Genomic DNA, 22,138 nt, shown 5'->3' with positions numbered 1-22,138 from the left:
GCTAAAGCGCAACTACAAACCAGTGATGATTATTTGCGCCCACTTACTTACCTACTTAGTAACTGTAACCATTTTCATCCTCAGCCTTAAGCCATTCTCTCGTCAAAGAAGCTGCACAAACAGCTACTCTGCGAAAATCCCTTTGGATACTTAAAACAGTCGCTTGAATTTACTTCTTAAAAAGACTGTAGAGATAAAAAAATATTCCCCCTTATTTAGGAGGAATATCACTAAATGATTCCCAACTGGACTTTAAACTAAGCCAACAAAAGTGACTGTCAAAGTCCAGGTAATAAAGTCGAGATCAGCACTGTTTTGAAATTTATCTAATTGGGTATAGAAGGCATTATCTAAATGCTGGTAAACTACTATATAAATGTTTCCTAACAACTAGGATTTGTCTATAAAAATGCTTATAGATACAATAGCAAGCTTCCGAGCGCAAAAGTTCTGAAGAGAACGTTTCCAAAATGATTATTTTTTACACTTTGCAAGCACTACTGACCATTGCAAGGAGTACCCTAAATATCTGGGCAGTTTAGACAGTTATTGCTTCTTCATCGCTGGTTAAACGCGATTTTATTACTTTTTGCTTTTGTTAACAATCAACTTTTGGTCTGCATCTTCCATTTGTAAAAGCTCTGGAATAGTAACAAAGCGATAGCCTTGCTTTCTAAAGTTGTTAATAATTTCTGGCAAAGCTTGCACAGTTTTGGAACGGTTACCACCTCCATCATGCATTAGCACAATACCACCAGGTTTTGAATCTTTAATCACGTTATCTATCAACTTTGGTACAGCTGGCTGCTTGTAGTCTGTGGAGTCAGCTGACCACATCACCACAGCATATTTTTGCCCTTTCGCATAAGCAGCTAATCCATTGTGCAGGAAGCCACCAGGCGGTCGGAATATATTTGTTTTAACACCTGTAATTTGAGAAATTAAGTCTTCTGTGCGATCTATTTCAAAAGCAGCAGCTTGTGGATTCATGAAGTGATACCAGTGATGCCAAGTATGGTTGGCAATGACGTGACCTTGAGCTACAATCTGTCTTCCTAATTCTGGATAATTTTTTAGGTTCTCCCCAACGACAAAAAACGTCCCTTTGATATTATTTGATTTCAGAATATCTAGCACTTGCTCTGTGGTCTTAGGCCAAGGGCCATCATCAAAAGTCAGAGCAATTAGTTTCTCTCCCTTAGTGAGTTTTGCCGCTTCAATTATTGCCCCTTGAAAACGTGATGGTATAGCGTAGGATATTCCTTTTGTTTGTGCTTCTTGCTGCCAACTTGTAAGCATCGCCGCCTTTAATTTCTCAATCCGCTCCTGAGTTCCTACGTTAGCAGCTACATCTTTGACATTTATACTCTGTCTACTCTGAGCCTCAGAAGGATTTGGCCTTAGAAGCATCATGAAAGCAAGGCTAAAAACACCACATAAGGCAAGTAGTGCAATTAATATTCCTTCTGGCCACAGAAACGACTTATTGTTTTCCACCTAATAACTCCTTCAAATATCGAACCATCAACCACGTTATGACGGTATGTTATAGCACATTTTTTTGAGATATTTTAGATACCAGATGCTTTCTGGTAATCCTGAAAATTGGAATTGGGACTAACGAAAATTCATAATCGAGAAGATAGACTATACAGCTTTAACTGAAATTTAGATGCTATAGATTTGGGGAGCATCCTAATTTTGGCTTAAATCTTTTCCCTCACCCCCAGCCCCTCTCCCATTTTTGGGAGAGGGGAGACACAATTCTAGTGGGAGCAATGCCAAATGATGGGATTCGGGGTTAGGGGATGAGGGCTATCAAGGTTTTTGCACCTGACGGGATGCTTCCTAGATTTGGGCGATCGCTTATACAATACTTGATACTGCTTAATGTCAATCCATTTATAAAAGGCAAGGTCTGAACTTCCACATTCTTACCGCTAGCTCTCACGGATGAGCGCAATCAGATAATTAATCAGACCCCAAAATCCTGTTTATCAAAGTTCTGAATTCGTTTGTGTCTTTCACTTCACGGCTAAGGCAGCATATCCTTTCAAGTTTTATAGCTTTACAAATAAGATGTAGCTCAACTCTCACGCCTACGATTTGCATTTTTCGCGGGCTGAAGTTTAGCAAGACTTTCTCAGAGAAAAGCTGTATAATTTGTAGCTGAGTAAATTATTTAATTAAATACAAAACTACTTACAAGGGGCAGGGTATCTTTTAGAAAAGAGTCTAATAAACTATTAGCTCTATTCTTGATAAGATATATCTTACTGCCTGCTGCCATTCTTTCCTTTTTAAGAAAAAATTAAATTTTTAACTTACAGAATGTTGCCTTGAACTTTCTATGAAACAGACAGACGAAAATTGATTAAATATAGTTTCTCATTGCCAAGGGGCATTTCTTCGTTAATCGAGATACCTTGAAATCATTCAACAAAAATGATTTTATCAGCAGCTTAACTCTGTTTTTGATACTGATACTTAAGCCTAAATTACTATAGGATTACTATTTGATTTCTGAACGAAATTAGGTATTGTAGCGTGTGTTAGAACGGAGTTCGTAACGCACTATTCTCAAGGGTTTGATGCGTTTCGCTGTCGCTAACACATCCTACGTATATTTTCAGAAATCAAACCGGATTCCTATAGTAGCTTTTTGTTTGTTAATCTTCTTCTTGATACTAAGGGAGATTTATATATTATTAATAGTACAATTTAGTATATACTGTCACAGTAAAATTACGCAACTTATTCACCTCTTTATAATCAAGCTGTTAGAAATGTAATTATATAGTATCTATCTATACTAAAGCATCAGTCCAGTAGAACTATTTGACGTAAAGGCTTTATACTTGGCTTTGAGACTTAGCTAGTGTACCTCAGTAAATTGAAATCTGCTGTATTTAATATATAGTATGGATTTATGCAGAATCCAGCTTGTTTATTAGTATACATTTTGAGTCAAAATAATCAAGGTATTTGTTCCACTTTTTAACCTGGCTAGAAACTTTTATGATTCCTCACGAAAGTGATGCAAAAGAAGATCGTGCGTCGTTAAAAGTATGGCGTGGTTGGCAAGAAAATCTGATTTTAATTGCGATCGCATTGTGTTTGGCATTTCTAATCAGGACTTTTATCGCCGAACCCCGCTATATACCTTCTGATTCGATGCTGCCTACCTTACATACAGGCGATCGGTTGGTAGTTGAAAAAATATCCTACCATTTTCACCCTCCCATAACTGGTGATATTATTGTTTTTCAGCCACCCGCAGAACTACAACGTCGAGGATATCCCAAAGACCAAGCCTTCATCAAGCGGGTTATTGGCCAGCCTGGTCAGGTAATTAGTGTTGCTTCTGGCAAAGTCTATCTCAACGGTCAACCCTTGGCAGAAGACTACATCGCTGAACCCCCAAATCAGCCATATAAACCAGTGAAAGTTCCAGAAAATGAGTTTTTTGTCATGGGAGATAACCGCAACGATAGTAATGACTCTCGTTATTGGGGCTTTTTACCCAGAAAAAATGTCATCGGTCGAGCAGCGTTTCGCTTTTGGCCTCTCGATCGCATTGGGTTCATTTAATCAATTTTGGATTTTGGATTTTAGATTTTAGATTTTTCCTTTAATCGAAAATCTAAGTTGCACTGTAAGGGGATCAAAGGTGTGACTCAAAATCTAAAATTGCCGGAGTTAGGAGTTATTTTAAAACTTCTAACTTAAAAGCTCAAATAATACATCAGTTGAGCGATCGCATCACCAGTTAACTCTAACCGTCGTTGAAAATCAGCTAAGTTACGGTACAATCCCCCTGATTGCCGATTTTGCACCACTGCTTGCGCTAGAGACAAATCTATAAATGGAATTTGGGCTAAATTTTCAACTGTTGCTGTATTTGGATTGACTAAATGGATCGGACTTTCTAAAGATTCATGGTCATAATAAATAAAATTCAGCAGAGGCTTTAATGGCTCTAACCGGGGCGATGGTACAGCCAAAGCCGCAGCGATATCTTCAATACAGTAAAATTTAACACCCAAACGTGAAAGTTCTACAAGCGATCGCGCTTGGTGAATTGACAAACCTGGTAAACGTAACCAATCATCTACAGTCGCTTGATTAGCATCAATGCGAATACCTAATTTAGCCGCTATCTGAATTTCTTCGCCAGATTGTAGGCGATAGTAAGGATCGTTGAGGAGTTTGGCGCGGAGTTTTTGCAGTCTGGGGTTCAAAGGTAGCCAGTTATTCATGTTGTCGCTTACCTCAAGAAATCTGGTCTAGCAATTGGCGGCGCTTTTGCTCAAATTCATACTCTGAAATTAGCCCATCCTGGCGCAAAGCATCTAATTCACGCATTGCATCAGCGATCGCTCCTACCTGATTACTCACCTTTTGTGAGTTCCTTGTTGCTGACTTACCTAGATTAAAATTGCGATCGAAAGCTTCTTCATTTTGGGCTAAATACCAAACTCCCTCAATCGTACTAGCTACCTTGGGGATCGGTGTCCAGGAAAGCAACATATACAAAAGACCCCATAACGGCTGTCCCAGATAGAATTTATGTAATCCTGAAATTGGTGCCAGTGTGCCAGAAAAAGCTAAAACAGCAGCAACACTTCGGCTTTTGCGCTTAGTCAACATATTTTTAATAAATATACTAATACCACAGCTACGACAATCAGATAGTCAACTACCCTACCTTGCCCTTGGGACTTTTAGATGGGAATTCCCAGACATAATTTAGTATTTGCAGAAATTTGAGTAAGTTTCACATGACTATGCATTGAGCTTTAATGCTAATTTTAAGTTTTTAACAGCTTAATTACTACTATGTCACAGACCTTCCTACCGCCAAAATGGCTTCAACAGCTTTGTAATCCTTACGCTGTGCTAGGAATTTCTGTCAGTGCTGACAATCGCCAGATTTTAAAACGCTATCACACTTTAGCAAAGCTCTTACATCCCGATCGCCAAGCCAAAAACTGCAATCCAGACTCAGAATTAGCAACGGCAATATTTAGCCGCTTAATCAATCCAGCTTATGAACAACTGAAGCATCAACCGAAGCGCTTGATGGCGATCGCTATGCTGCGATCAGATGCAAAAGCTTTGGAGCAGAAGCCTTTGTCTTCTCAAAGTGCCATAACTGAGAAAATTATGGAAATGTCTACACCCCAAGCAGAATTGTTTTACGAAGAAGCGATCGCCTCCTATGCAGAAGATCAATACAAATCATTAGAGCGGTTTTATCAGGTAACGCAACAAATTAGTATACTGAATCTTGTATATTTACGGTTGCATAAACCAGACCTGACATTAACGCAAAAAGCTGTTCGCATCCTCCCTGAGGTAGAAGTTAAGCCAGTTGAATTGACATTAGATGAACAAACTGATCTCAAACCAGTTTTGACAAACTACGCTCAACGTCACTACCAGCGAGCTATTGAGTACGTCAGGCTAGCCAAGTGGCCTCTAGCCGTGCAAGAATTGCGTGATGCTATCAAATTAGAGCCAGATAACAGCGACTATTATGCCTTATTAGGTTTGGTACATCTCAAACAAAAATTTATCGGGATGGCTAGGGTTTACATCCGTCAAGCATTAAAACTGAACCCGCAAAATTCCCTAGCTTTAAAATACGCTCCCGGACTGAAAATTGAATCTTATGAAAACACCACTCCCAAATCAATGGCTAAAGCTATGAGTATTGCGGCTTTATTAAGTCGGTTTAGTCCGGGCAAAGGTTCTCAAGTCAAGTGTTGAAATTTCGGTAACAAACCGTACTAAAACCGAAGCTTTGTTACTATATTACTCTCCTAGACTAAAATAATAATAGAAGTAAAGCTATTAAGCTGCTGAGTCTAGACACTCAGTTTAATATAAGCAATATGGGATTTTTCGATTCTGAGATAATTCAGCAAGAAGCAAAACAGCTGTTTGAAGATTATCAAGCACTAATCAAGCTTGGTAATAACTACGGCAAATTTGACCGCGATGGCAAAAAGGTATTTATTGAGCAAATGGAATCAATGATGGATCGTTATCGCATCTTTATGAAGCGCTTCGAGCTATCAGAAGATTTCATGGCACAAATGACAGTAGAACAACTGAAAACACAATTAGGTCAGTTCGGTGTCACCCCGCAACAAATGTTTGACCAAATGCACCTCACTTTAGAACGCATGAAAGCCGAACTAGAAAAACAAGCTTAGTCAATTTTAGATTTTGAATTTTGGATTTGCAATTAATCCAAAATCTAAAATCTAAAATCCCAAATTATTGTGACTTGGGCCGAGAAAACTGGGAAGGTGACTTAAAGTTTTCTACTGGTGTATTCTTCAGTGCCTTCTCCATAAAATCTTTCCAGATGGGAGCAACCAGAACACCACCTGTTGCATGGTCAGCTAATTGTTTATTGTCGTCTCTCCCCACCCAGACAGCAGTTGTTAGTTGTGGCACAGTGCCAACAAACCAAATATCTTTTTCTGATGATGTTGTTCCCGTCTTCCCTGCGGCTGGGCGACCGATCGCAGCACCTTTACCTGTACCTTCAGAAATTACCGATCGCATCACATCGATAATTGATGCTGAAGCCCAAGGATCGAGAACTAGCTGTGGTTTAGGGGTATTGTCTAGCAACACGTTACCACTACTATCGGTGACACGGGCAATTACAGTTGGTGGAGATTGCCAACCATAATTAGCAAAGGTAGCATAAGCACTAGCCATTTCCAAAGGTGTGACACCAATTGCACCAAGGGGCAAGGAAGTCACAGGTTCCATTGGACTGGTAATGCCCAAGGTACGGCAAGTTTCTATGACTCTATTCATCCCCACAGCCTTACCAATCTTAATCACGGGAATGTTGCGCGATTGGGCTAAAGCTGTGCGGATTGGCATCGCTCCCCTAAAACTATTATCATAATTTCTAGGAAAGTACCAACCATTACCATCTCGATAGCTAACTGGAGCATCTACCACCGTTGAGTCTGGCGCATATTTACCAGTAGCAAAAGCAGTATAATATACAAACGGTTTAAAAGAAGATCCGGGTTGCCTCTGAGCTTGAGTTGCCCGATTAAATTCACTAGTCTTAGGATCTATACCGCCCACCAGTGCTTTAATAAAATGTGTGCGCGGATCTATTGACACCAAGGCCATTTGATTTTTAGATAATCCTTGCTCCAGAAGGTTTTTATGCCACTTAGTGACAGTTTCCTCTGCCATCATTTGGAAGTTGGCATCAACTGTAGTTTGTACCCGCATCCCGCCTTTGAGTAGTGTCTCACGCCCAAACTTTTTAGCCAACTCCTGCGCTACGGTATTAGTTACATAAGGTAGGGCGCTACCTTGAAAAGATTTGATTTTACCAAGTTTGATTTGTTGTTTGAGGGCATCGTCGTACTCTGACTGGTTAATCCAGTTCAAGTCCCGCATCCGTCCTAGCACTTCTTTTTGTTTCTGTTTTGCCTTCTCCATGCTCACAAACGGGCTGAATTCTTCAGGTGCTTGGATTAAACCCGCCATCATTGCCGACTCACCCAAGTTTAAATATTCTGCTGACTTATTAAAGTAACTGCGGGCTGCTGTTTGTACACCATAATTGTTATGACCCCAATAAACTTGATTGAGGTACATTTCTAAAATTTGGTCTTTAGTGAGAATTTGTTCTAACCGAATTGCCAGCACAGCCTCTGCTAACTTCCGGGTAAAGGCACGCTTGTGAGATAAAAATAGATTTTTTACCAATTGCATAGTAACAGTAGAGCCACCCTCTTTGACTCCACCTGCTACAGCGTTAACTATTACAGCACGGCCAACACCAGTAGGGTTGATACCGTGGTGATCGTAGAAGTGGCTATCTTCACTTGCTAATACTGCCCGTTTTAAATTCGGGGAAATTCTATCCAGGGGTACGACTTCCCGGTTGGCTTCCCCGTGGATACTCGTTAAAAGTTTACCCTTAACGTCATATATGTAAGTTGTTTCTGAGGGAAAGAAGTTACGTAGCTGTCTGACATCTGGCAAATTGCGGAAACTAATGGCTAAACCAACCAGTCCTCCGGCTACAATAGAACTTGCCAGCATGGTCATTGAGAGCAGAGTACCGCCAGTTACCTGACCGACTCCTTTCAAAAACTCAAAACCCGATGAAGCCCGACGTTGTGGCTGTTTATCTTCAAAAGTCCTAGAAGACGACACGGCGATTTCACTTCCTCACTTGTAAATTTAACTGTAATTGATTGGACGAAGCAAGGCGGTTGATTTTTTGCAATTATAGTAGTTTGGCAGATGAGAAAGCGGATAAATTGCAAGTGTTTATAACCAACTTAACTTCTAGTGTGCAAAATATAGCTAACAGTGGATTTTCTAGTATGACGCAAGATTTTGCTTGGCTGCGTCGTGGTGTGGTAGAAGTTTTCCCACAACCAACTGATGTTAACAGTGAAACTCTAGAAAAGCGCTTGGTAACTACAAACCGACCTTTGAGGATCAAATTGGGCATTGACCCTACAGGTACTGATATTCATCTTGGTCATAGCATACCAGTACGGAAACTGCGAGCGTTTCAAGATGCAGGCCATATAGCAGTTCTGATTATTGGCGATTTTACCGCACGCATTGGCGATCCGACAGGTAAATCTGAAGTGCGTCGTCAGCTTACAGAAACAGATGTAGCCCAAAATGCTCAGACTTATCTTGACCAAGTACGTCCTATCTTGGATTTTGACACACCAGGAAGATTAGAGGTGCGCTATAACTCCGAATGGCTCTCTGGGCTAAACTTAGAGAAAATTTTGGAGTTACTCTCAACGATGACGGTGGGGCAGATGTTAGCTAAAGAAGGATTCGCCGATCGCTATAAAAAAGAGAATCCAATTTTTATCCATGAGTTCCTGTACCCGTTAATGCAAGGTTTTGATTCCGTTGCTGTTGAGGCAGATGTGGAATTGGGAGGAACCGATCAAAAATTTAACATTGCTGTAGGCAGAGATTTGCAACGCCATTTTGGTCAAAAACCCCAGTTTGGGATGCTAATGCCGATTTTAATTGGCACGGATGGGGTGCAAAAAATGTCCAAGTCTTTAGGTAATTATATTGGGTTGTCGGAACATCCGGGGCAAAAATATCAGAAGTTACAAGGAGTTCCCGATAATCTGCTGGAGGAGTATTTTGAACTGCTGACAGATTTACCTTTGGATCAATTGCCAGAAAATCCGCGCGATCGCCAGACACTTTTAGCATGGGAAGTTGTCAAACAGTACTACGGCGAACAAGCAGCCCAAGAGGCGAAAGAAGCTGCCCAAAGTGGCGGAAAGGAAGGTGCAGTTCCAGAATTCTCTTTAACTGAAGTATCGCATCCCGCTAAGTTAGCGTATATCCTCAATGTCACTGGCTTATGCAAAAGTACAGGTGAAGGAAAGCGAAAAATTATTGAAGGTGGAGTGCGCTTAGATGGCGATCGCATTACCGATGTTGATACTACTTTTGCTGAACCAGCCCAGTTACAAGGTAAGGTTTTACAAGTTGGGAAAAATAAGTTTGTCCGTTTAGTGCCTTAAATGGGGAGTAGGGAATGGGGAATAGTGAACAGGCACAACGAATTATAGTGCCTTTGGATGTGGCGGATGAACAAAGTGCGATCGCTCTTATAAATCAACTCCCGCAAGTGGTTTGGTGGAAAGTCGGCTTAGAGTTGTTTACTAGCACCGGCCCGAAAATTCTAGAAGTGCTAAAGTCCAAAGAAAAGCGCATCTTCCTAGATTTAAAGTTTCACGATATCCCGAACACAGTCGCTGGTGCAAGTCGGAGTGCAGCTAAATATGGGGTAGATTTATTGACAATTCATGCATCATGTGGTAATGAAGGTCTAAAAGCTGCAACAGAAGCGGCACAAGAAGGGGCAGCCCAAGCAGGTGTAAAACCGCCTAAATTAATAGCAATTACTTTATTAACGAGTATTTCTGCTAGACAATTGGCGTTTGATTTAAAGATTCCTCTAGAGTTACCAGAATACGCCCTAGAAATGGCATTGCTAGCTCAAGAGGCGGGATTAGATGGGGCAGTTTGTTCACCCCAAGAAGCGGCACAACTACGGCAAACTTGTGGAGATGACTTTTTGCTAGTTTGTCCGGGGGTTAGACCAACTTGGGCTGATATTGGCGATCAAAAGCGATCGCTCACTCCAGCCCAAGCAATTATTGCTGGTGCAGATTATCTCGTGATTGGGCGTCCCATTACTACTGCTACTGAGCCGCAGTTAGCCTGGAAGAGGATTTCTGAGGAGTTAACCACGGTGGCATGAAGCTAAGACAGGACTTACACACTGAAAACCTCAAACCTAGATCCCCCCTAACCCCCCTTAAAAAGGGGGGAACCCTAAGAGCCAGCTTTTTAAGGGGGTTAAGGGATAGGGTGCAGGGTGTACGGCAGAACAATCTTACCTCTTCGCTCAAAAAGAAAAATTATAGTTGGCTTTTAGCTTGTGGCTTCTGGGTTTTACTATCAAATAGCCAAGCTTTACCAGCGTTCTCGATAAACAACATACAAAAACCCTCTGCGCTAGCAGAAAAAGAAAATGTCAACGGTGGGGTAAAGTCTTTATGTTCTGAGCAAAATTTAGAAACATTAAGTATACAGCTTCTACAAGATTTACCTAGTTATACTAATCGTGCTAGTCAACGCGCCCGCCGCCTCAAAAGAAGCAGTGATATTTACACTTATATGCTAGTGGCAGGAAGACCTGAGTTTACTCCTCTGCCCCTTAACCTTGAAGAATATAGTGCAGACGCTTCTAAAATTTCTGCATCAGGAGTTGAGCAAGTTTTCTTTACTACCTTAGAGCGGCAGTACATCGGAAAGAAAGCAGTAGAATTGCAGGAATTCCACTGGCTATTGTTGACTAAAACTAAAACCGGTTGGCGTTTAGTAATGATGTTTTCTCAAATTGGTTCCTATTCAGCACAGCAGCCAGTATCTCCGCCACGCGATAGTAGTAACGGCACTGTTGCCCAAGGAGTTAAAACTTGGTTACGCGATTGTCAAGCTGGAAGTGTACGTCAAAGAACAGGAAAAGGGGCAGGGAGCAGGGAGCAGGGGAAAGAACCCCATAAATCAATAGGCTTGGGTTAAGTAGGTAGGCAAGATAAAACCAAACTATGTAACGAAAAGTAAAATCTCTGTATTTGGCTCGTAGTTGCGCCCTCTTGCGCTTTAGCGCAACTACGAGCCAGTGATGATTATTTCCGCCCACTTACTTAAGGATTTTTGGTATTGATTTTAAGTATGTAGAGACGTTGCTTTTCTTCGTCTCTTACATTGGATTTGGGGCTAAAACCTAATTCCAAATCTTCGTCAATTAGGAGAATATTAAATAATGTCTAAACTACTCACTCAAATTATTTATGAACAGGATTATCATTTGTGGTTAGAAACTACGTTGAAACAATTACAAGAACGAGATTTAGAGCATCTTGATTGGGATCATTTGATTGAGGAAATTGAAAGATTGGGTAATGAACAGAAACACAAGCTCGAAAGTTATCTACTGCAACTTCTCAAACATCTGCTTTTGTATCAACATTGGAGTCTTCCTGAATGTAAAAATCATTGGGAAGTGGAAATTGATAATTTTCGGGTGGAACTCAGGAAATTAACCAAATCTAAAAACCTCTACAACTATCTGCTCACGGTGCTTAAAGAAGTCTACATTGATGCGCTACGACAAGCAAAAAAGAAAAGTGGATTGAATTGTTTTCCCCAAGCTTGCCCTTATAGCATTGAGCAAATTTTAGATGTGGATTATTTACCACCATTTATTTATTGATAAGATACATCACCCAACTAGCTGTAACAGTGGGATTACGCCTATGTCTTTAGGAAGATTTTGAGGAAAAATAGCCGATAAATAGCGAAAAAAAAGCAGACATTATTTAAAAACGAAGGCTGGCTTGAATTTAATCGTTGTGACTCCTGTTTTTTGGCGATAACATGTAAATAAGTTTACTTTAAGCTTTTCAAACCGCGTTTGGCGTCATTTTTTTATGGAGATTCAGTTAATCAATATCGGTTTTGGTAACATCGTGTCTGCCAATCGAGTAGTTGCCATTGTCAGTCCAGAGTCTGCCCCGATTAAGCGGATTATTACCGATGCACGGGACAGAGGTCAACTAATTGATGCAACTTACGGTCGGCGGACTAGGGCTGTAATTATCACCGATTCCAGCCACGTAATTCTGTCGGCGATTCAGCCGGAAACGGTAGCGAATCGCTTTGTGATTTCCCGCGAGCATCAAACTGTAGATAATTGATTAGGAGTGGATAACAATCTCACTTCTATTTGCACCACATCAGCAGTACTATGTGAATTAGATATGTTTTCTGTCACCCTTGCTACAAAATCTTTAGTCACTAGTACAGCGCTGCGGAAATAACCCACCCATTTGAAATGTCTAAAACCTTTACGAATTACGAATTACGAATTACGAATTACGAATTACCCAAAGCGGTACTAGTGGACTTGGCCAAAAACACAAGACTAATGAATAATATCTATTGATTGATTCACAGATTGAGGGGATGATGCCAGTTTTACCCATCCAGAGTATTGCTACTACCGAAGAACGCTTACATTTAGGCAGGTTGATTGTCTTAACTGGCCCTAGCGGGGTCGGTAAAGGCACTTTAATGCGATCGCTCCTAAAACGTCATCCAGAATTGTATTATTCCGTATCAGTGACGACTCGTTCTCCCCGTCCGGGAGAAATCGATGGCAAAGATTATTACTTTATCAGCCGCAGTAAGTTTGAACAATTACTTGCTGAAGGTGGATTTTTGGAATGGGCAGAATTTGCTGGAAACTATTATGGCACTCCCCGTGAAGCTGTACTTAACCAAATCCATTTGGGCAAGTTGGTGGTGCTAGAAATTGAGCTAAAAGGAGCAAGACAAATTCGTGCTTCCTTCCCCAGTGCCTTCAGCATTTTTATTTTACCGCCTTCTTTTGATGAATTAGAGAAACGGATACGCGATCGCGCCCAAGATTCTGAAGAAGCGATCGCCCGTCGTCTAGTCCGCGCCCAAGAAGAAATTCAAGCCGCAGATGAATTTGATACTCAAATCGTTAATGACGATTTTGAAACTGCTTTAAATAACATTGAAACGGTTTTGTTTAAATAAGTTAAGAGTTAAGAGTTAGAAGTTAGGAATTTAAACTCCTAACTCCTAACTCCTAACTCCTAATTTCTAAATTAACCAAATAAACCTTGAATTACTCCCAGATTGCTAGTCAAAAAGTAAGCAACTACTGCACCACCAATACCACCAATTAAGAAAGAACTGGCAAAGTTGTTCCAGCTTTCTTTAGAGTTAAAAGCATCTACTGGAGGATTTGGTACTGTAACACTACCAAGGGCTTTGGGTGGATTGCTATTCGCATAGAGGGATAGTCCCGCCGTAAAAAGAACAATCAAACCAAAGGTTGCCAGTAAACCAGCTAAGTTTGCATTAGCTGTATCTCTTAGTGGGCCCAATTTGGCAAAGGGGCCAAATATCCAGTAACCATGAGCCATGCCAACTTCTAAACCGCGTCTGGCAGGAGCTAGTCCTGGGCGATAAGCTGGCAAGTTATTAATGAACCACTTGCTCAAGGGAGAACCATTAATCGGGGTTTCTAGATTACCCTTCTGCGGATCGCGGAATGCGGGAAAAACAACTTCCCGATTTCTGGGATCGCTGGGAAGATTCTTTGATGCATCTACTGCTTGTGCCATATTTTATGTTCGCCTCTAAATTTAAAATGGTGGCATTTTTATATTAATAATAATTGTCGCTAAAGATGTTTTTTGCGTAATAAGTTTAGAAAAATTAATTTAGCTGCTGTCAAAACTTTGAAACTCGCAAGCTGGTTTCAGGATCGCGAGTTTCAAAGAATTAATTTGTTAGTAGTTTAGTTAGTAGTTACTAGTTAATTGCCAACTAACGGCTAACAAATTTTTAAATTCTGTCTTCAACTTATGGTAGTGGGTGGAAAAGTAGGTCAGGAAACCAGTAATTAAATAAAATCAATATAACGGCTGTCAATGACAAATTGACAAAAAGCAAAACTGGCCCCAAGGATAGATACTTAACCAAGTATTTCTGCTGCATGAATCATTCTCCCAAATAAATCAAAAGTTGTGGTAAGGGTTAGCGTGGCGAAATCGGAATTTCTGTATCTTTAGCTGTTAATTCGCCAGAGAGAAATTCTTTTATGGCTGATACAGGCCAAGCAAAGCCTGAGAGCATAATTGGCAGTGCCAAAGGAACTTCAATGATTGCTTCTCTCAATTCCACGTCGCCGCCTTGTTTCTTGTTCGCTTGTAGGTAGGCACGACCTACCCAGCCAATCCAACCAGCAATATATAGAAACAGAATACTGGGTATCAAAAAGTCACCAGCATGATTTAGACTACCATCAACAATCAAGTGAGGGTAACCCTCTGGTCCGCATAGCGCCTGAGAATAACGCTCAAACCGCTTTCTCCCAGATTCGGGGTCAGCAGTGGTGTTACGGGCATTAGCTGCTAGCTGTTGAAAAGCGGGATTATCCTTGCACGGTGTCAAATTAGCCCCTAAAGCTTTTGCTGGGGAGGCAAAATTGAAGCAAAGACAAATCGCTAAAATCAAAGCAAACAATCGTCGCATACAGTTGTTTCCTTTTACTACAAAACAAAAAGTTTTATGTACAAAACGAAGCGGCTTGTACAGTGTTTATTTGCATAACTAGGAAGTCATCATACTCTTGGGTGGGAACCGAGTAAAGTTTAAGTAAATAAAAGTTAAAGCTTCTCAACCAAGATGAGTGACGAGTGGGGAGTGGGGAATGGGCAACGGGGAGTTGGGAATGGGGAGTGCTGAGGATAATAATTGTTGTAGTAGGGTAGTTATGGAGTGCTGAGTATAAGAATTTTGATTGTACGGTAGTAAACAAGCAAGATTTTGTTTGTGCTACTCAAAACTCAGGACTCATAACTCCCTACTCCCCACTCCCTACTCCCCACTCCCAATGACAACCGTTTTAGCAATAGAAACCAGTTGTGATGAAACAGCAGTCGCAATTGTTAACAATCGTAAAGTTTACAGCAGTATTGTAGCCTCGCAAATTTCAGTCCATCAGCAGTATGGCGGGGTAGTGCCGGAAGTAGCGTCTCGTGAACACTTGGAAACGATAAATGTTGCGATCGCTCAAGCCTTAGAGCAAGCCCAGCTAGACTGGGAGAAAATTGACGCAATTGCTGCCACTTCTGCCCCTGGACTCGTAGGAGCGCTGTTGGTGGGGTTAACTGCTGCCAAAACTCTAGCGATGGTACACAACAAACCATTTTTGGGAGTTCATCACCTCGAAGGTCACATTTACGCAACTTATTTGAGCGAACCAAGTTTAAATCCCCCTTTCTTGAGTTTATTAGTTTCTGGCGGACATACAAGCTTGATTTATGTCAAAGATTGTGGTATCTATGAAACGCTCGGACAAACTCGTGATGATGCTGCGGGTGAAGCTTTTGATAAAGTAGCGCGATTGTTAAAGCTGGGTTATCCGGGTGGCCCAATAATTGACAAGTTGGCACAACAGGGAAATCCCCAAGCCTTTGCTCTACCAGAAGGAAAAGTTTCTTTACCTGGTGGAGGGTTCCATCGTTATGATGCGAGTTTTAGTGGGTTAAAAACGGCTGTATTGCGTTTAGTGCAGCAGTTAGAAAAAGATGGTGGAAAAGTGCCAGTGGCAGATGTAGCAGCTAGCTTTCAGGAAACCGTCGCGCGATCGCTAACCAAAAGAGCGATCGCCTGTGCCTTAGACTATGATCTAGACACAATTGCAATTGGTGGCGGTGTAGCAGCTAATAGCGGCTTAAGAAAAAACCTCCAAGCCGCCGCCATTGAACATAACCTACGCGTCCTATTCCCACCTCTAAAATTCTGTACCGATAACGCCGCCATGATCGGCACTGCCGCCGCCGAACATCTATCTCGTGGTCATACATCCCCCCTCACACTAGGCGTTGAGTCTAGGTTAGCCCTTACCCAGGTCATGAAGTTGTATCAAACTATTGAGTAGTCATTTGTCATTTGTCAAGAGAGAAGAACTTTCTGCTTGCTCCAATGCCCCATGCCCCATGCACAATCCCCTATGCCCTATAACTATTGACTATTGACCGGATGTGATCAGCCACTGCATCTGGCTGTTCCAACATAGCCAGGTGTCCGCAATCAGGAATTTCCAGAACATTGTCACCACAATATTGGAACAGTCTGTGAAAGCTAGCTAAATGGCGCACATACTTAGGTTCCATAACCTTATCTTCCGCACCAGCCAAAAAATAAACTGGCTGCTTCAATTGGGATACTAATTCAGGTAAACGATTGATTTCCTCTTCGGTTGTGGAGTCTAACAGACTACCCAGAGCCGCTTCTGGGTCAGCCACAACGAAATCAATCAACCTCTGACGGGCCCAATGGCGTCCCAAAGGATGTGCCACACTGGCTCTGGTAAACAGCAAATCAATCAAAGGTACTTGGGACAGCCAGCGCGGGCGGACTTGCAAAAATTTCTGACCCGCCGAGCGAAACTGCTCAAAGGCTTCTTTGAGGTAAATACCACCGCCAGCGTTGATACAGATCACTCCTTTAACACACTCAGGTATTTGATCTGCTCCCCAAAGAGCGATCGTGCCACCCAAAGAGTGACCAATCAGCCAAGCACTGTTAATATTAAGCTGTTTCAGGAGAATTCCTAAATCCTGAGCATACGCAGCAGGAGTATAAAGAGAATCGATAGTTGAGCCAAGCGCACTACTGGAGATGGGCATCAGGCTCAAAGACGTTTCTGCCCGACTAAAATCGGTTTTTACCTGAGACTGGGATTCACCAAAACCCCGCAAATCATAGGAAAGGCACTGCAAATCATCTGATAGGCGGGAAATCACAGGTTGCCAATATCCACGGCTATTGAGCCAACCGTGGATAAATACTAAAGCATGGGGGCAGGAAGTGGGAGCCGTTAGCTCGTATGCGTGAGGAACGCCCAAGATTTCGATAGTTGCCATACTTATATCGTACCCCGAAGGGCGGATGCGACTAAATACGGAGTGCGAAAAATTAGGAGTAGAGACGTCATTAATCGCGTCTCTACAGGAGTTGTTAATTATTAACTCCAAACTCCAAACTCCTAACTCCTAACTCCAAACTCCAAACTCCTAACTCCTAACTCCTAACTCCAAACTCCAAACTCCAAACTCCAAACTCCAAACTCCTAACTCCTAACTCCAAACTCCTAACTCCTAACTCCTAACTCCTAACTCCTAACTTTTTCATTTATCCAGCAACCTATGTCGCACCCCGTCAGCAATTTTGTGACCCAGATATTCAGGAATAAGACTTTCATTAGGCCCCAACAAGTACAGGATTAGCCGTGTACGTCCGCGCCAAACCAGTAAATTTGCATTGACTACCAGCAGGTCTTCCTGCCAAATGGCGTACATCACTTTGTAGAATAATCCTGGTTGATTATCGGCTTCAATCATTAAAGCAGGAAGATGAAAGACCGGATCGACATAGAACTCAGTTTGTACCTGCTCTAAGCCAGTGTCAAGATTGAATTCTACTGCCAGCATCTCTTCTACCTCAAAGCGACCTCCTAAAGCTTCACGAATCGCACGACAGACATTTTCTGCGGTTTTCTCGGTCAAGGCTTTACTACCCCGAGATACCAACAGTTTGATAAAAACTAACATTGGCGGACGGATCTGACCGTATAGACTCAGACCGTGAATAGTCAACCCATAAGCTGCTAGTACACCAAAAATATCGCTGAGAAGAAAAGACTGGTTGCGGTAAGCAAAATGCAAGGCACTTTTGCTACCTTCAGGTTTTAGCTCAATAACAGCGCGTCTAGTTTTATAGAGACGGTATGCTAACCGCAAATTTTGCAGTTGAATCTCACTGCTGACGAATTGCTCATAAAACTGAGGAAACGCTCGGTTAAAGCGTTTTAGGAGTTCCAGTGTCGAAGATTTTAAACCAGAAGCCATTGTTAAGGGTAAGACTCGCTTGCTTTCATCACTTGGGGACTAGGGGCTAAATGTTGGAGAGTAGTAGTCTGTCAAATTCATTTTGACCGTTAGAGAGACGCGATTTATCGCCGTCTCTACTCTTAATTTATCCGTCAATTAGTTCTTGACAGACTACTAGAGACTGGGGAAGAATTTTCTCAAATATCTTCTTATATATATAATTCACTCCTAAGCTAACGTGCATTTAAGCTCTATAGGAGCAATTGCCAGGATTAGGTTTTTCCATTTTGAATTTTGAATTACAGCAGTTTGCTTTTTAAGTGAGGTACAAAATGCAAAACTCACGCATCAGATGATATAGATATATAAAAAGTTTCCGCCTCCTGCCTCCTGCCTCAAAACCCGCAGTACTTCATGCAAAAGAAAACTGCTGTATTTATATCCTTACCCTTTTGGTGAATTTCTCCTAGCCTCTACAACAAAATGCTAAAGTTGAAAATGATTGGTGTGAAACACGCCCTAATTGGCTGTTACCATTGCAAATCCCGAAAACAACCGAAAAAATTTGAGTGTAAAAGGTAGTAAATGGGCTAGCTATGTTAGACGTGAATCAACACTCCTAAGAGTGGAAACCAATTCAGTTATACTACCCGAACCACGTTGGCATGGGTTTTTGGAAAACTTGGTTTAGTACTCCTGAATCTGTAGCACCTAGTAGGACAAACCCCTTTGAAGAATATAGAGCCGATGCTGCGGGCAACTCGAACCCCAGCAGCATTGGCGAAGCATCTTCAAAGGAGACTCGTATCGTCTTCAGTACGGAGCGAGACATTGACCTTTATGAGCTAGAAGAACTCTGTGATGCAGTTGGTTGGTCGCGTCGTCCTCTAAGAAAAGTTAAAAAGGCTATTGAGCATAGTTTTCTTGTTGCCTCAATGTGGCAGGTGAGAGGAAACCAAAAGCGGCTCATTGGTTTTGCCCGTGCTACCTCAGATCACGCGTTTAATGCCACTATTTGGGATGTCGTGGTTCACCCAGACTTTCAAAGTCAAGGACTGGGCAAGGCACTGATGAAATACGTTCTCAAAAAACTTAGGAGTGAAGAAATTAGTAATGTCACTCTCTTCGCTGACCCCCATGTTGTAGATTTCTACCGAACTATGGGGTTTATGGCTGATCCGGAAGGCATTAAAGGCATGTTCTGGTATCCTCACTAGCGCTTAATCAAAATCAAACCCGATTTACACAAAAAAATCAGGTATAATAGCGAAAATCTATGATTTTGATGTGGTTTTGCTTTTTTTTCAGCCGACGAAGGCGCAAGTATATATCTTGTAAACTAAGTCGGCAAAAAACCTTTATCAGTGTGAAAATGTAATCTATCTTGTCTTTGGCAATGGATAAAAAAGATTAGGCATAAGCGGTCTGATGTGATATACTTACCTTAATGCTTTTGGTAAAGCGCGATCGCTTTGATGGGATAAAACCAAACCACAAAAAGCAAATAAGTCGAAACGGGATGTAGCGCAGCTTGGTAGCGCGCCTGCTTTGGGAGCAGGATGCCGCAGGTTCAAATCCTGTCATCCCGATTTAAGTAATAGATTTAACGGCTAAGGTGATTGACTAGAGTTATATTGCTAAAACGTGCAATTAAATTGTAAATTTTTTCCGATAAAAACAAATTGCCTGTTATAGTGTTGAAGCCTAACAGGCAAATTCCAGTTTTAAGCAGTAAGATATTCCTGGCACTAAGCCTTGTATAGATTTAAGAAGATATTAAAGCAAGCGCGATGGAACGATTGATTAAGTAATAGCGTCACTCGATATTAGAGAAAGCCAGATAAAATGGCATTTATCAACTCCAAGGTCGAGAGACAGAGAGATTTTTGACTGTCTCAGAAGACATATAATAGGCATCTACAGCATTTCGTGGTGAATAACAAAACGAAATCGAGAAAAACACAACCTTAGCACAGTAGATTTTTCAAAAGGCTACTATAGCAACCCTAAATAGTTGCGGAACATTGGATTTTGACCGTTGACGCTTAACACTCAACCTCAACGCGCACAATGAATTTTTCACAATTGAAATAGATTGCTATATAACTAAAACTAGTTGGTGCTGTGCAACATCCAACCATTTGTTTAATTAATTGGACTATTAATGCGAGGAGCAATCATGAAATCATTTATTCGCTTAGGCGCAACATTGGGTATAGCTGGCACTGTATTTTTAACAGGGCTTTCAGGAATAGGTAATCTACCAGGAATAAGCAATCAAGAGGCGATCGCATTGCCACAAGATCAGGTAGTGAAAAAGCTCCAAGAAGTACCTGTATTCACGCTAACCAATCCTAAAGGCGAATTTGTAGTACTTTCGAGGAACAACGCATCCAAGCCAATTTCGCAAGTGGGATTTTTTATTAGCAAGCAAGATGCTCAAAAATTCCTTGACAATCGGCTCAAAAAAGAAAACCCCCAGTTGGCAAGCACCCTAGAGGTTAGACCTTTGTCCTTGGCAGACTATTATAAAATAGTCCAAGAAAGCAAAAAGAAATCAGACTCTGTAATTTATACTTTAGTACCGACGCAAGCACAGGTAGCTTCGGCAACAAGTATGCTGAATCAAAATGGTAAAAAAGGAGAGCAATTTAATGGTATTCCCTTATTTGTACCCAAATTTAAGAAAGATAATAGCTATTTGACGATTCCTCTTGCCAACGGCAAAGAGCGGTATATCCCTTTCTTTTTTGAGAAAGAGCAAGCAACAGCTTTGTTAGACGAATTCAAAAAAGCCGTGCCAAAGGAAGCAGACAACACTGAAATTCAGGTAGTGGATTTGTACGGTGTTATGGAGGCTCTCAATAGTAGTACCGACCCTAGTATAAATAAAATTGTTCTCTATCCATCGCGGGAGTCGATCAATTTTATTCGCTCGCTTGCACCGAATCAATCTCCTGCTGCCAGAACCACTCCGAAAAAATAACGGTTATGCAATCTAAGGTTGAGGCATGGGGGAAAAACATCTAATATCTGGTTTACAACTTTGGCAGTGGCGCAATACTGCTCAACAAGCAGCAGGAGCCACTGATGTACCACATGCCGAGGTAGATTGGCTGCTCTTAGAAGTTGCTGGGTTAGATCGCTTGGCACTGCGTTTGGAGTCTTTTAAAAACTGGCCTAAAATTCAGCTGCAATTGCCTCTAGAAGAGTTAGAGCGTTTGTGGCAGAGGCGATTAAATGACCGCTTACCAGTGCAGTATATTGCCGGAGTTACACCTTGGCGTAACTTTAAAATTGCAGTCTCAAGTGCGGTTTTGATTCCCAGACCTGAGACAGAATTCTTAATTGATTTAGCTTTAGCATCTGCCAGTAATGCTTCAGGACACTGGGCTGATTTAGGTACTGGGAGTGGAGCGATCGCACTGGGACTAGCAGATATCTTACCAGCAACAATTCATGCTGTTGATTACAGTTTAGAAGCTCTGGCGATCGCCCAAACCAACGCCCATAATTTAGGTTTTGCTGACAGAATTAAATTTTATCAAGGTTCCTGGTGGGAGCCACTGGCATTCTTAAAAGGTCAGTTCAGTGGTATGGTGTCAAATCCCCCTTACATCCCCACCAGTACCTTACCTACTCTGCAACCAGAAGTAGTTAACCATGAACCACATCTAGCTTTGGATGGTGGTAGTGATGGCTTAGATTGCATTCGCCATTTAATAGAAATCTCCCCTAGTTATTTGCAACCTGGTGGCGTGTGGCTAATTGAGATGATGGCTGGACAGGCAGATACAGTGCGAGAACTTTTACAAAATCAAGGGAGCTATTGCAATATTCAAATTCACGCTGATTTAGCTGGAATTGAACGCTTTGCCCTAGCTTATAGAAGTTAGGGTTTCCATTGCTCAATTTGGCTATCTCCATCTCTTTTAGCCATTCCAATATCACTGGAATATCACAATTGCAAGAGAATTTATTTCCACGGTTTACCCCATAGCCAAACCCGCATCAATCATCTGCTTCTTAGACTACCTTGATTACTAAAGTGTAATGCAATTGGGTTAGAAAATACCTCT

At 41.6% G+C, this 22,138-nt stretch carries 22 protein-coding genes and 1 tRNA gene; 14 read left to right on the top strand and 9 right to left on the bottom strand.

Translation table 11 applies throughout. The features are described from left to right. Positions 1-582: 582 nt before the first annotated feature. Positions 583-1,497, bottom strand: coding sequence for a polysaccharide deacetylase family protein (locus V7K32_RS06325; protein WP_334991319.1), 915 nt, complete (start codon positions 1,495-1,497; stop codon positions 583-585). Positions 1,498-3,018: 1,521 nt separating this feature from the next. Here V7K32_RS06325 and lepB point away from each other — a divergent pair. Then, positions 3,019-3,591: a signal peptidase I gene (gene lepB, locus V7K32_RS06320; RefSeq protein WP_334991317.1), complete on the top strand. Its 573-nt coding sequence runs from the start codon at positions 3,019-3,021 to the stop codon at positions 3,589-3,591. Positions 3,592-3,725: 134 nt separating this feature from the next. Here the strand turns inward: lepB and V7K32_RS06315 are convergent, their stop codons facing one another. Both V7K32_RS06315 and V7K32_RS06310 read right to left on the bottom strand, forming a co-directional pair. Then, on the bottom strand, positions 3,726-4,259 hold the full coding sequence (locus V7K32_RS06315; RefSeq protein ID WP_334991315.1) for a ComEA family DNA-binding protein: 534 nt from the start codon (positions 4,257-4,259) through the stop codon (positions 3,726-3,728). Between the two features lie 13 nt (positions 4,260-4,272). Continuing rightward, positions 4,273-4,650 carry an NINE protein gene (locus V7K32_RS06310; protein WP_334991313.1) on the bottom strand — a complete coding sequence of 126 codons (378 nt, stop codon included), beginning with the start codon at positions 4,648-4,650 and terminating at the stop codon, positions 4,273-4,275. Positions 4,651-4,839: 189 nt separating this feature from the next. Between V7K32_RS06310 and V7K32_RS06305 the strand changes: the two genes are divergently transcribed. Continuing rightward, positions 4,840-5,772: a DnaJ domain-containing protein gene (locus tag V7K32_RS06305; RefSeq protein ID WP_334991312.1), complete on the top strand. Its 933-nt coding sequence runs from the start codon at positions 4,840-4,842 to the stop codon at positions 5,770-5,772. A gap of 125 nt (positions 5,773-5,897) precedes the next feature. Next, entirely contained in the window at positions 5,898-6,221 is a 324-nt protein-coding gene (locus V7K32_RS06300) for a DUF1825 family protein (RefSeq protein WP_334991310.1), read from the top strand. 64 nt (positions 6,222-6,285) lie between these two features. On the opposite strand, the gene V7K32_RS06295 is transcribed toward V7K32_RS06300, so the two are convergent. Next, positions 6,286-8,211 carry a transglycosylase domain-containing protein gene (locus V7K32_RS06295; RefSeq protein WP_334991308.1) on the bottom strand — a complete coding sequence of 642 codons (1,926 nt, stop codon included), beginning with the start codon at positions 8,209-8,211 and terminating at the stop codon, positions 6,286-6,288. 173 nt (positions 8,212-8,384) lie between these two features. Between V7K32_RS06295 and tyrS the strand changes: the two genes are divergently transcribed. From tyrS to gmk, 6 genes are all read left to right on the top strand, one after another. Continuing rightward, complete coding sequence (tyrS, locus tag V7K32_RS06290; RefSeq protein WP_334991486.1) at positions 8,385-9,572, top strand: tyrosine--tRNA ligase; 1,188 nt, start codon at positions 8,385-8,387, stop codon at positions 9,570-9,572. A 14-nt stretch (positions 9,573-9,586) separates the two neighbouring features. Further along, complete coding sequence (gene pyrF, locus V7K32_RS06285) at positions 9,587-10,315, top strand: orotidine-5'-phosphate decarboxylase (RefSeq protein ID WP_334991306.1); 729 nt, start codon at positions 9,587-9,589, stop codon at positions 10,313-10,315. Positions 10,316-10,425: 110 nt separating this feature from the next. Next, positions 10,426-11,142, top strand: coding sequence for a hypothetical protein (locus V7K32_RS06280; protein ID WP_334991304.1), 717 nt, complete (start codon positions 10,426-10,428; stop codon positions 11,140-11,142). Positions 11,143-11,386: 244 nt separating this feature from the next. Continuing rightward, positions 11,387-11,836, top strand: coding sequence for a DUF29 domain-containing protein (locus V7K32_RS06275; RefSeq protein ID WP_334991302.1), 450 nt, complete (start codon positions 11,387-11,389; stop codon positions 11,834-11,836). Positions 11,837-12,053: 217 nt separating this feature from the next. Continuing rightward, complete coding sequence (gene remA, locus V7K32_RS06270) at positions 12,054-12,320, top strand: extracellular matrix/biofilm regulator RemA (RefSeq protein WP_100899850.1); 267 nt, start codon at positions 12,054-12,056, stop codon at positions 12,318-12,320. A 268-nt stretch (positions 12,321-12,588) separates the two neighbouring features. Then, on the top strand, positions 12,589-13,188 hold the full coding sequence (gene gmk / locus V7K32_RS06265; RefSeq protein ID WP_334991484.1) for a guanylate kinase: 600 nt from the start codon (positions 12,589-12,591) through the stop codon (positions 13,186-13,188). A gap of 71 nt (positions 13,189-13,259) precedes the next feature. Here the strand turns inward: gmk and V7K32_RS06260 are convergent, their stop codons facing one another. The 3 genes from V7K32_RS06260 to V7K32_RS06250 all read right to left on the bottom strand — a co-directional run bounded on the left by V7K32_RS06260 (position 13,260) and on the right by V7K32_RS06250 (position 14,694). Then, positions 13,260-13,781: a photosystem I reaction center protein subunit XI gene (locus tag V7K32_RS06260; protein WP_334879443.1), complete on the bottom strand. Its 522-nt coding sequence runs from the start codon at positions 13,779-13,781 to the stop codon at positions 13,260-13,262. A 241-nt stretch (positions 13,782-14,022) separates the two neighbouring features. Continuing rightward, on the bottom strand, positions 14,023-14,157 hold the full coding sequence (locus tag V7K32_RS06255) for a Photosystem I reaction center subunit IX (RefSeq protein ID WP_334991300.1): 135 nt from the start codon (positions 14,155-14,157) through the stop codon (positions 14,023-14,025). Between the two features lie 39 nt (positions 14,158-14,196). Beyond that, a complete protein-coding gene (locus tag V7K32_RS06250) occupies positions 14,197-14,694 on the bottom strand; it encodes a Photosystem I reaction center subunit III (RefSeq protein ID WP_334991298.1) in 498 nt (165 codons plus the stop codon). 361 nt (positions 14,695-15,055) lie between these two features. Between V7K32_RS06250 and tsaD the strand changes: the two genes are divergently transcribed. Further along, a complete protein-coding gene (gene tsaD, locus V7K32_RS06245; protein ID WP_334991296.1) occupies positions 15,056-16,105 on the top strand; it encodes a tRNA (adenosine(37)-N6)-threonylcarbamoyltransferase complex transferase subunit TsaD in 1,050 nt (349 codons plus the stop codon). A 70-nt stretch (positions 16,106-16,175) separates the two neighbouring features. Here the strand turns inward: tsaD and V7K32_RS06240 are convergent, their stop codons facing one another. Both V7K32_RS06240 and V7K32_RS06235 read right to left on the bottom strand, forming a co-directional pair. Beyond that, positions 16,176-17,093 (bottom strand): alpha/beta fold hydrolase, encoded by a 918-nt coding sequence (locus tag V7K32_RS06240; RefSeq protein ID WP_334991295.1) that lies wholly within the window; start codon positions 17,091-17,093, stop codon positions 16,176-16,178. Between the two features lie 264 nt (positions 17,094-17,357). Continuing rightward, a complete protein-coding gene (locus V7K32_RS06235) occupies positions 17,358-18,077 on the bottom strand; it encodes a hypothetical protein (RefSeq protein WP_334991294.1) in 720 nt (239 codons plus the stop codon). 647 nt (positions 18,078-18,724) lie between these two features. Here V7K32_RS06235 and V7K32_RS06230 point away from each other — a divergent pair. The 4 genes from V7K32_RS06230 to prmC all read left to right on the top strand — a co-directional run bounded on the left by V7K32_RS06230 (position 18,725) and on the right by prmC (position 21,955). After that, positions 18,725-19,276, top strand: coding sequence for a GNAT family N-acetyltransferase (locus tag V7K32_RS06230; protein ID WP_334991292.1), 552 nt, complete (start codon positions 18,725-18,727; stop codon positions 19,274-19,276). Between the two features lie 298 nt (positions 19,277-19,574). Further along, a tRNA-Pro gene (locus V7K32_RS06225) sits at positions 19,575-19,648 on the top strand. A gap of 590 nt (positions 19,649-20,238) precedes the next feature. After that, the gene (locus tag V7K32_RS06220; RefSeq protein WP_334991290.1) at positions 20,239-21,045 is read left to right on the top strand and encodes a Tic22 family protein; all 807 of its coding nucleotides are present in this window, start codon (positions 20,239-20,241) and stop codon (positions 21,043-21,045) included. Positions 21,046-21,070: 25 nt separating this feature from the next. Continuing rightward, on the top strand, positions 21,071-21,955 hold the full coding sequence (gene prmC, locus V7K32_RS06215; protein WP_334991288.1) for a peptide chain release factor N(5)-glutamine methyltransferase: 885 nt from the start codon (positions 21,071-21,073) through the stop codon (positions 21,953-21,955). Positions 21,956-22,138 lie beyond the last annotated feature (183 nt).

This window comes from Nostoc sp. (assembly GCF_036917635.1).
Lineage (GTDB): Bacteria > Cyanobacteriota > Cyanobacteriia > Cyanobacteriales > Nostocaceae > Nostoc.
The sequence above is the reverse complement of the archived record's forward strand: the minus strand, read 5'-3'. Positions and strand labels throughout refer to the sequence as shown.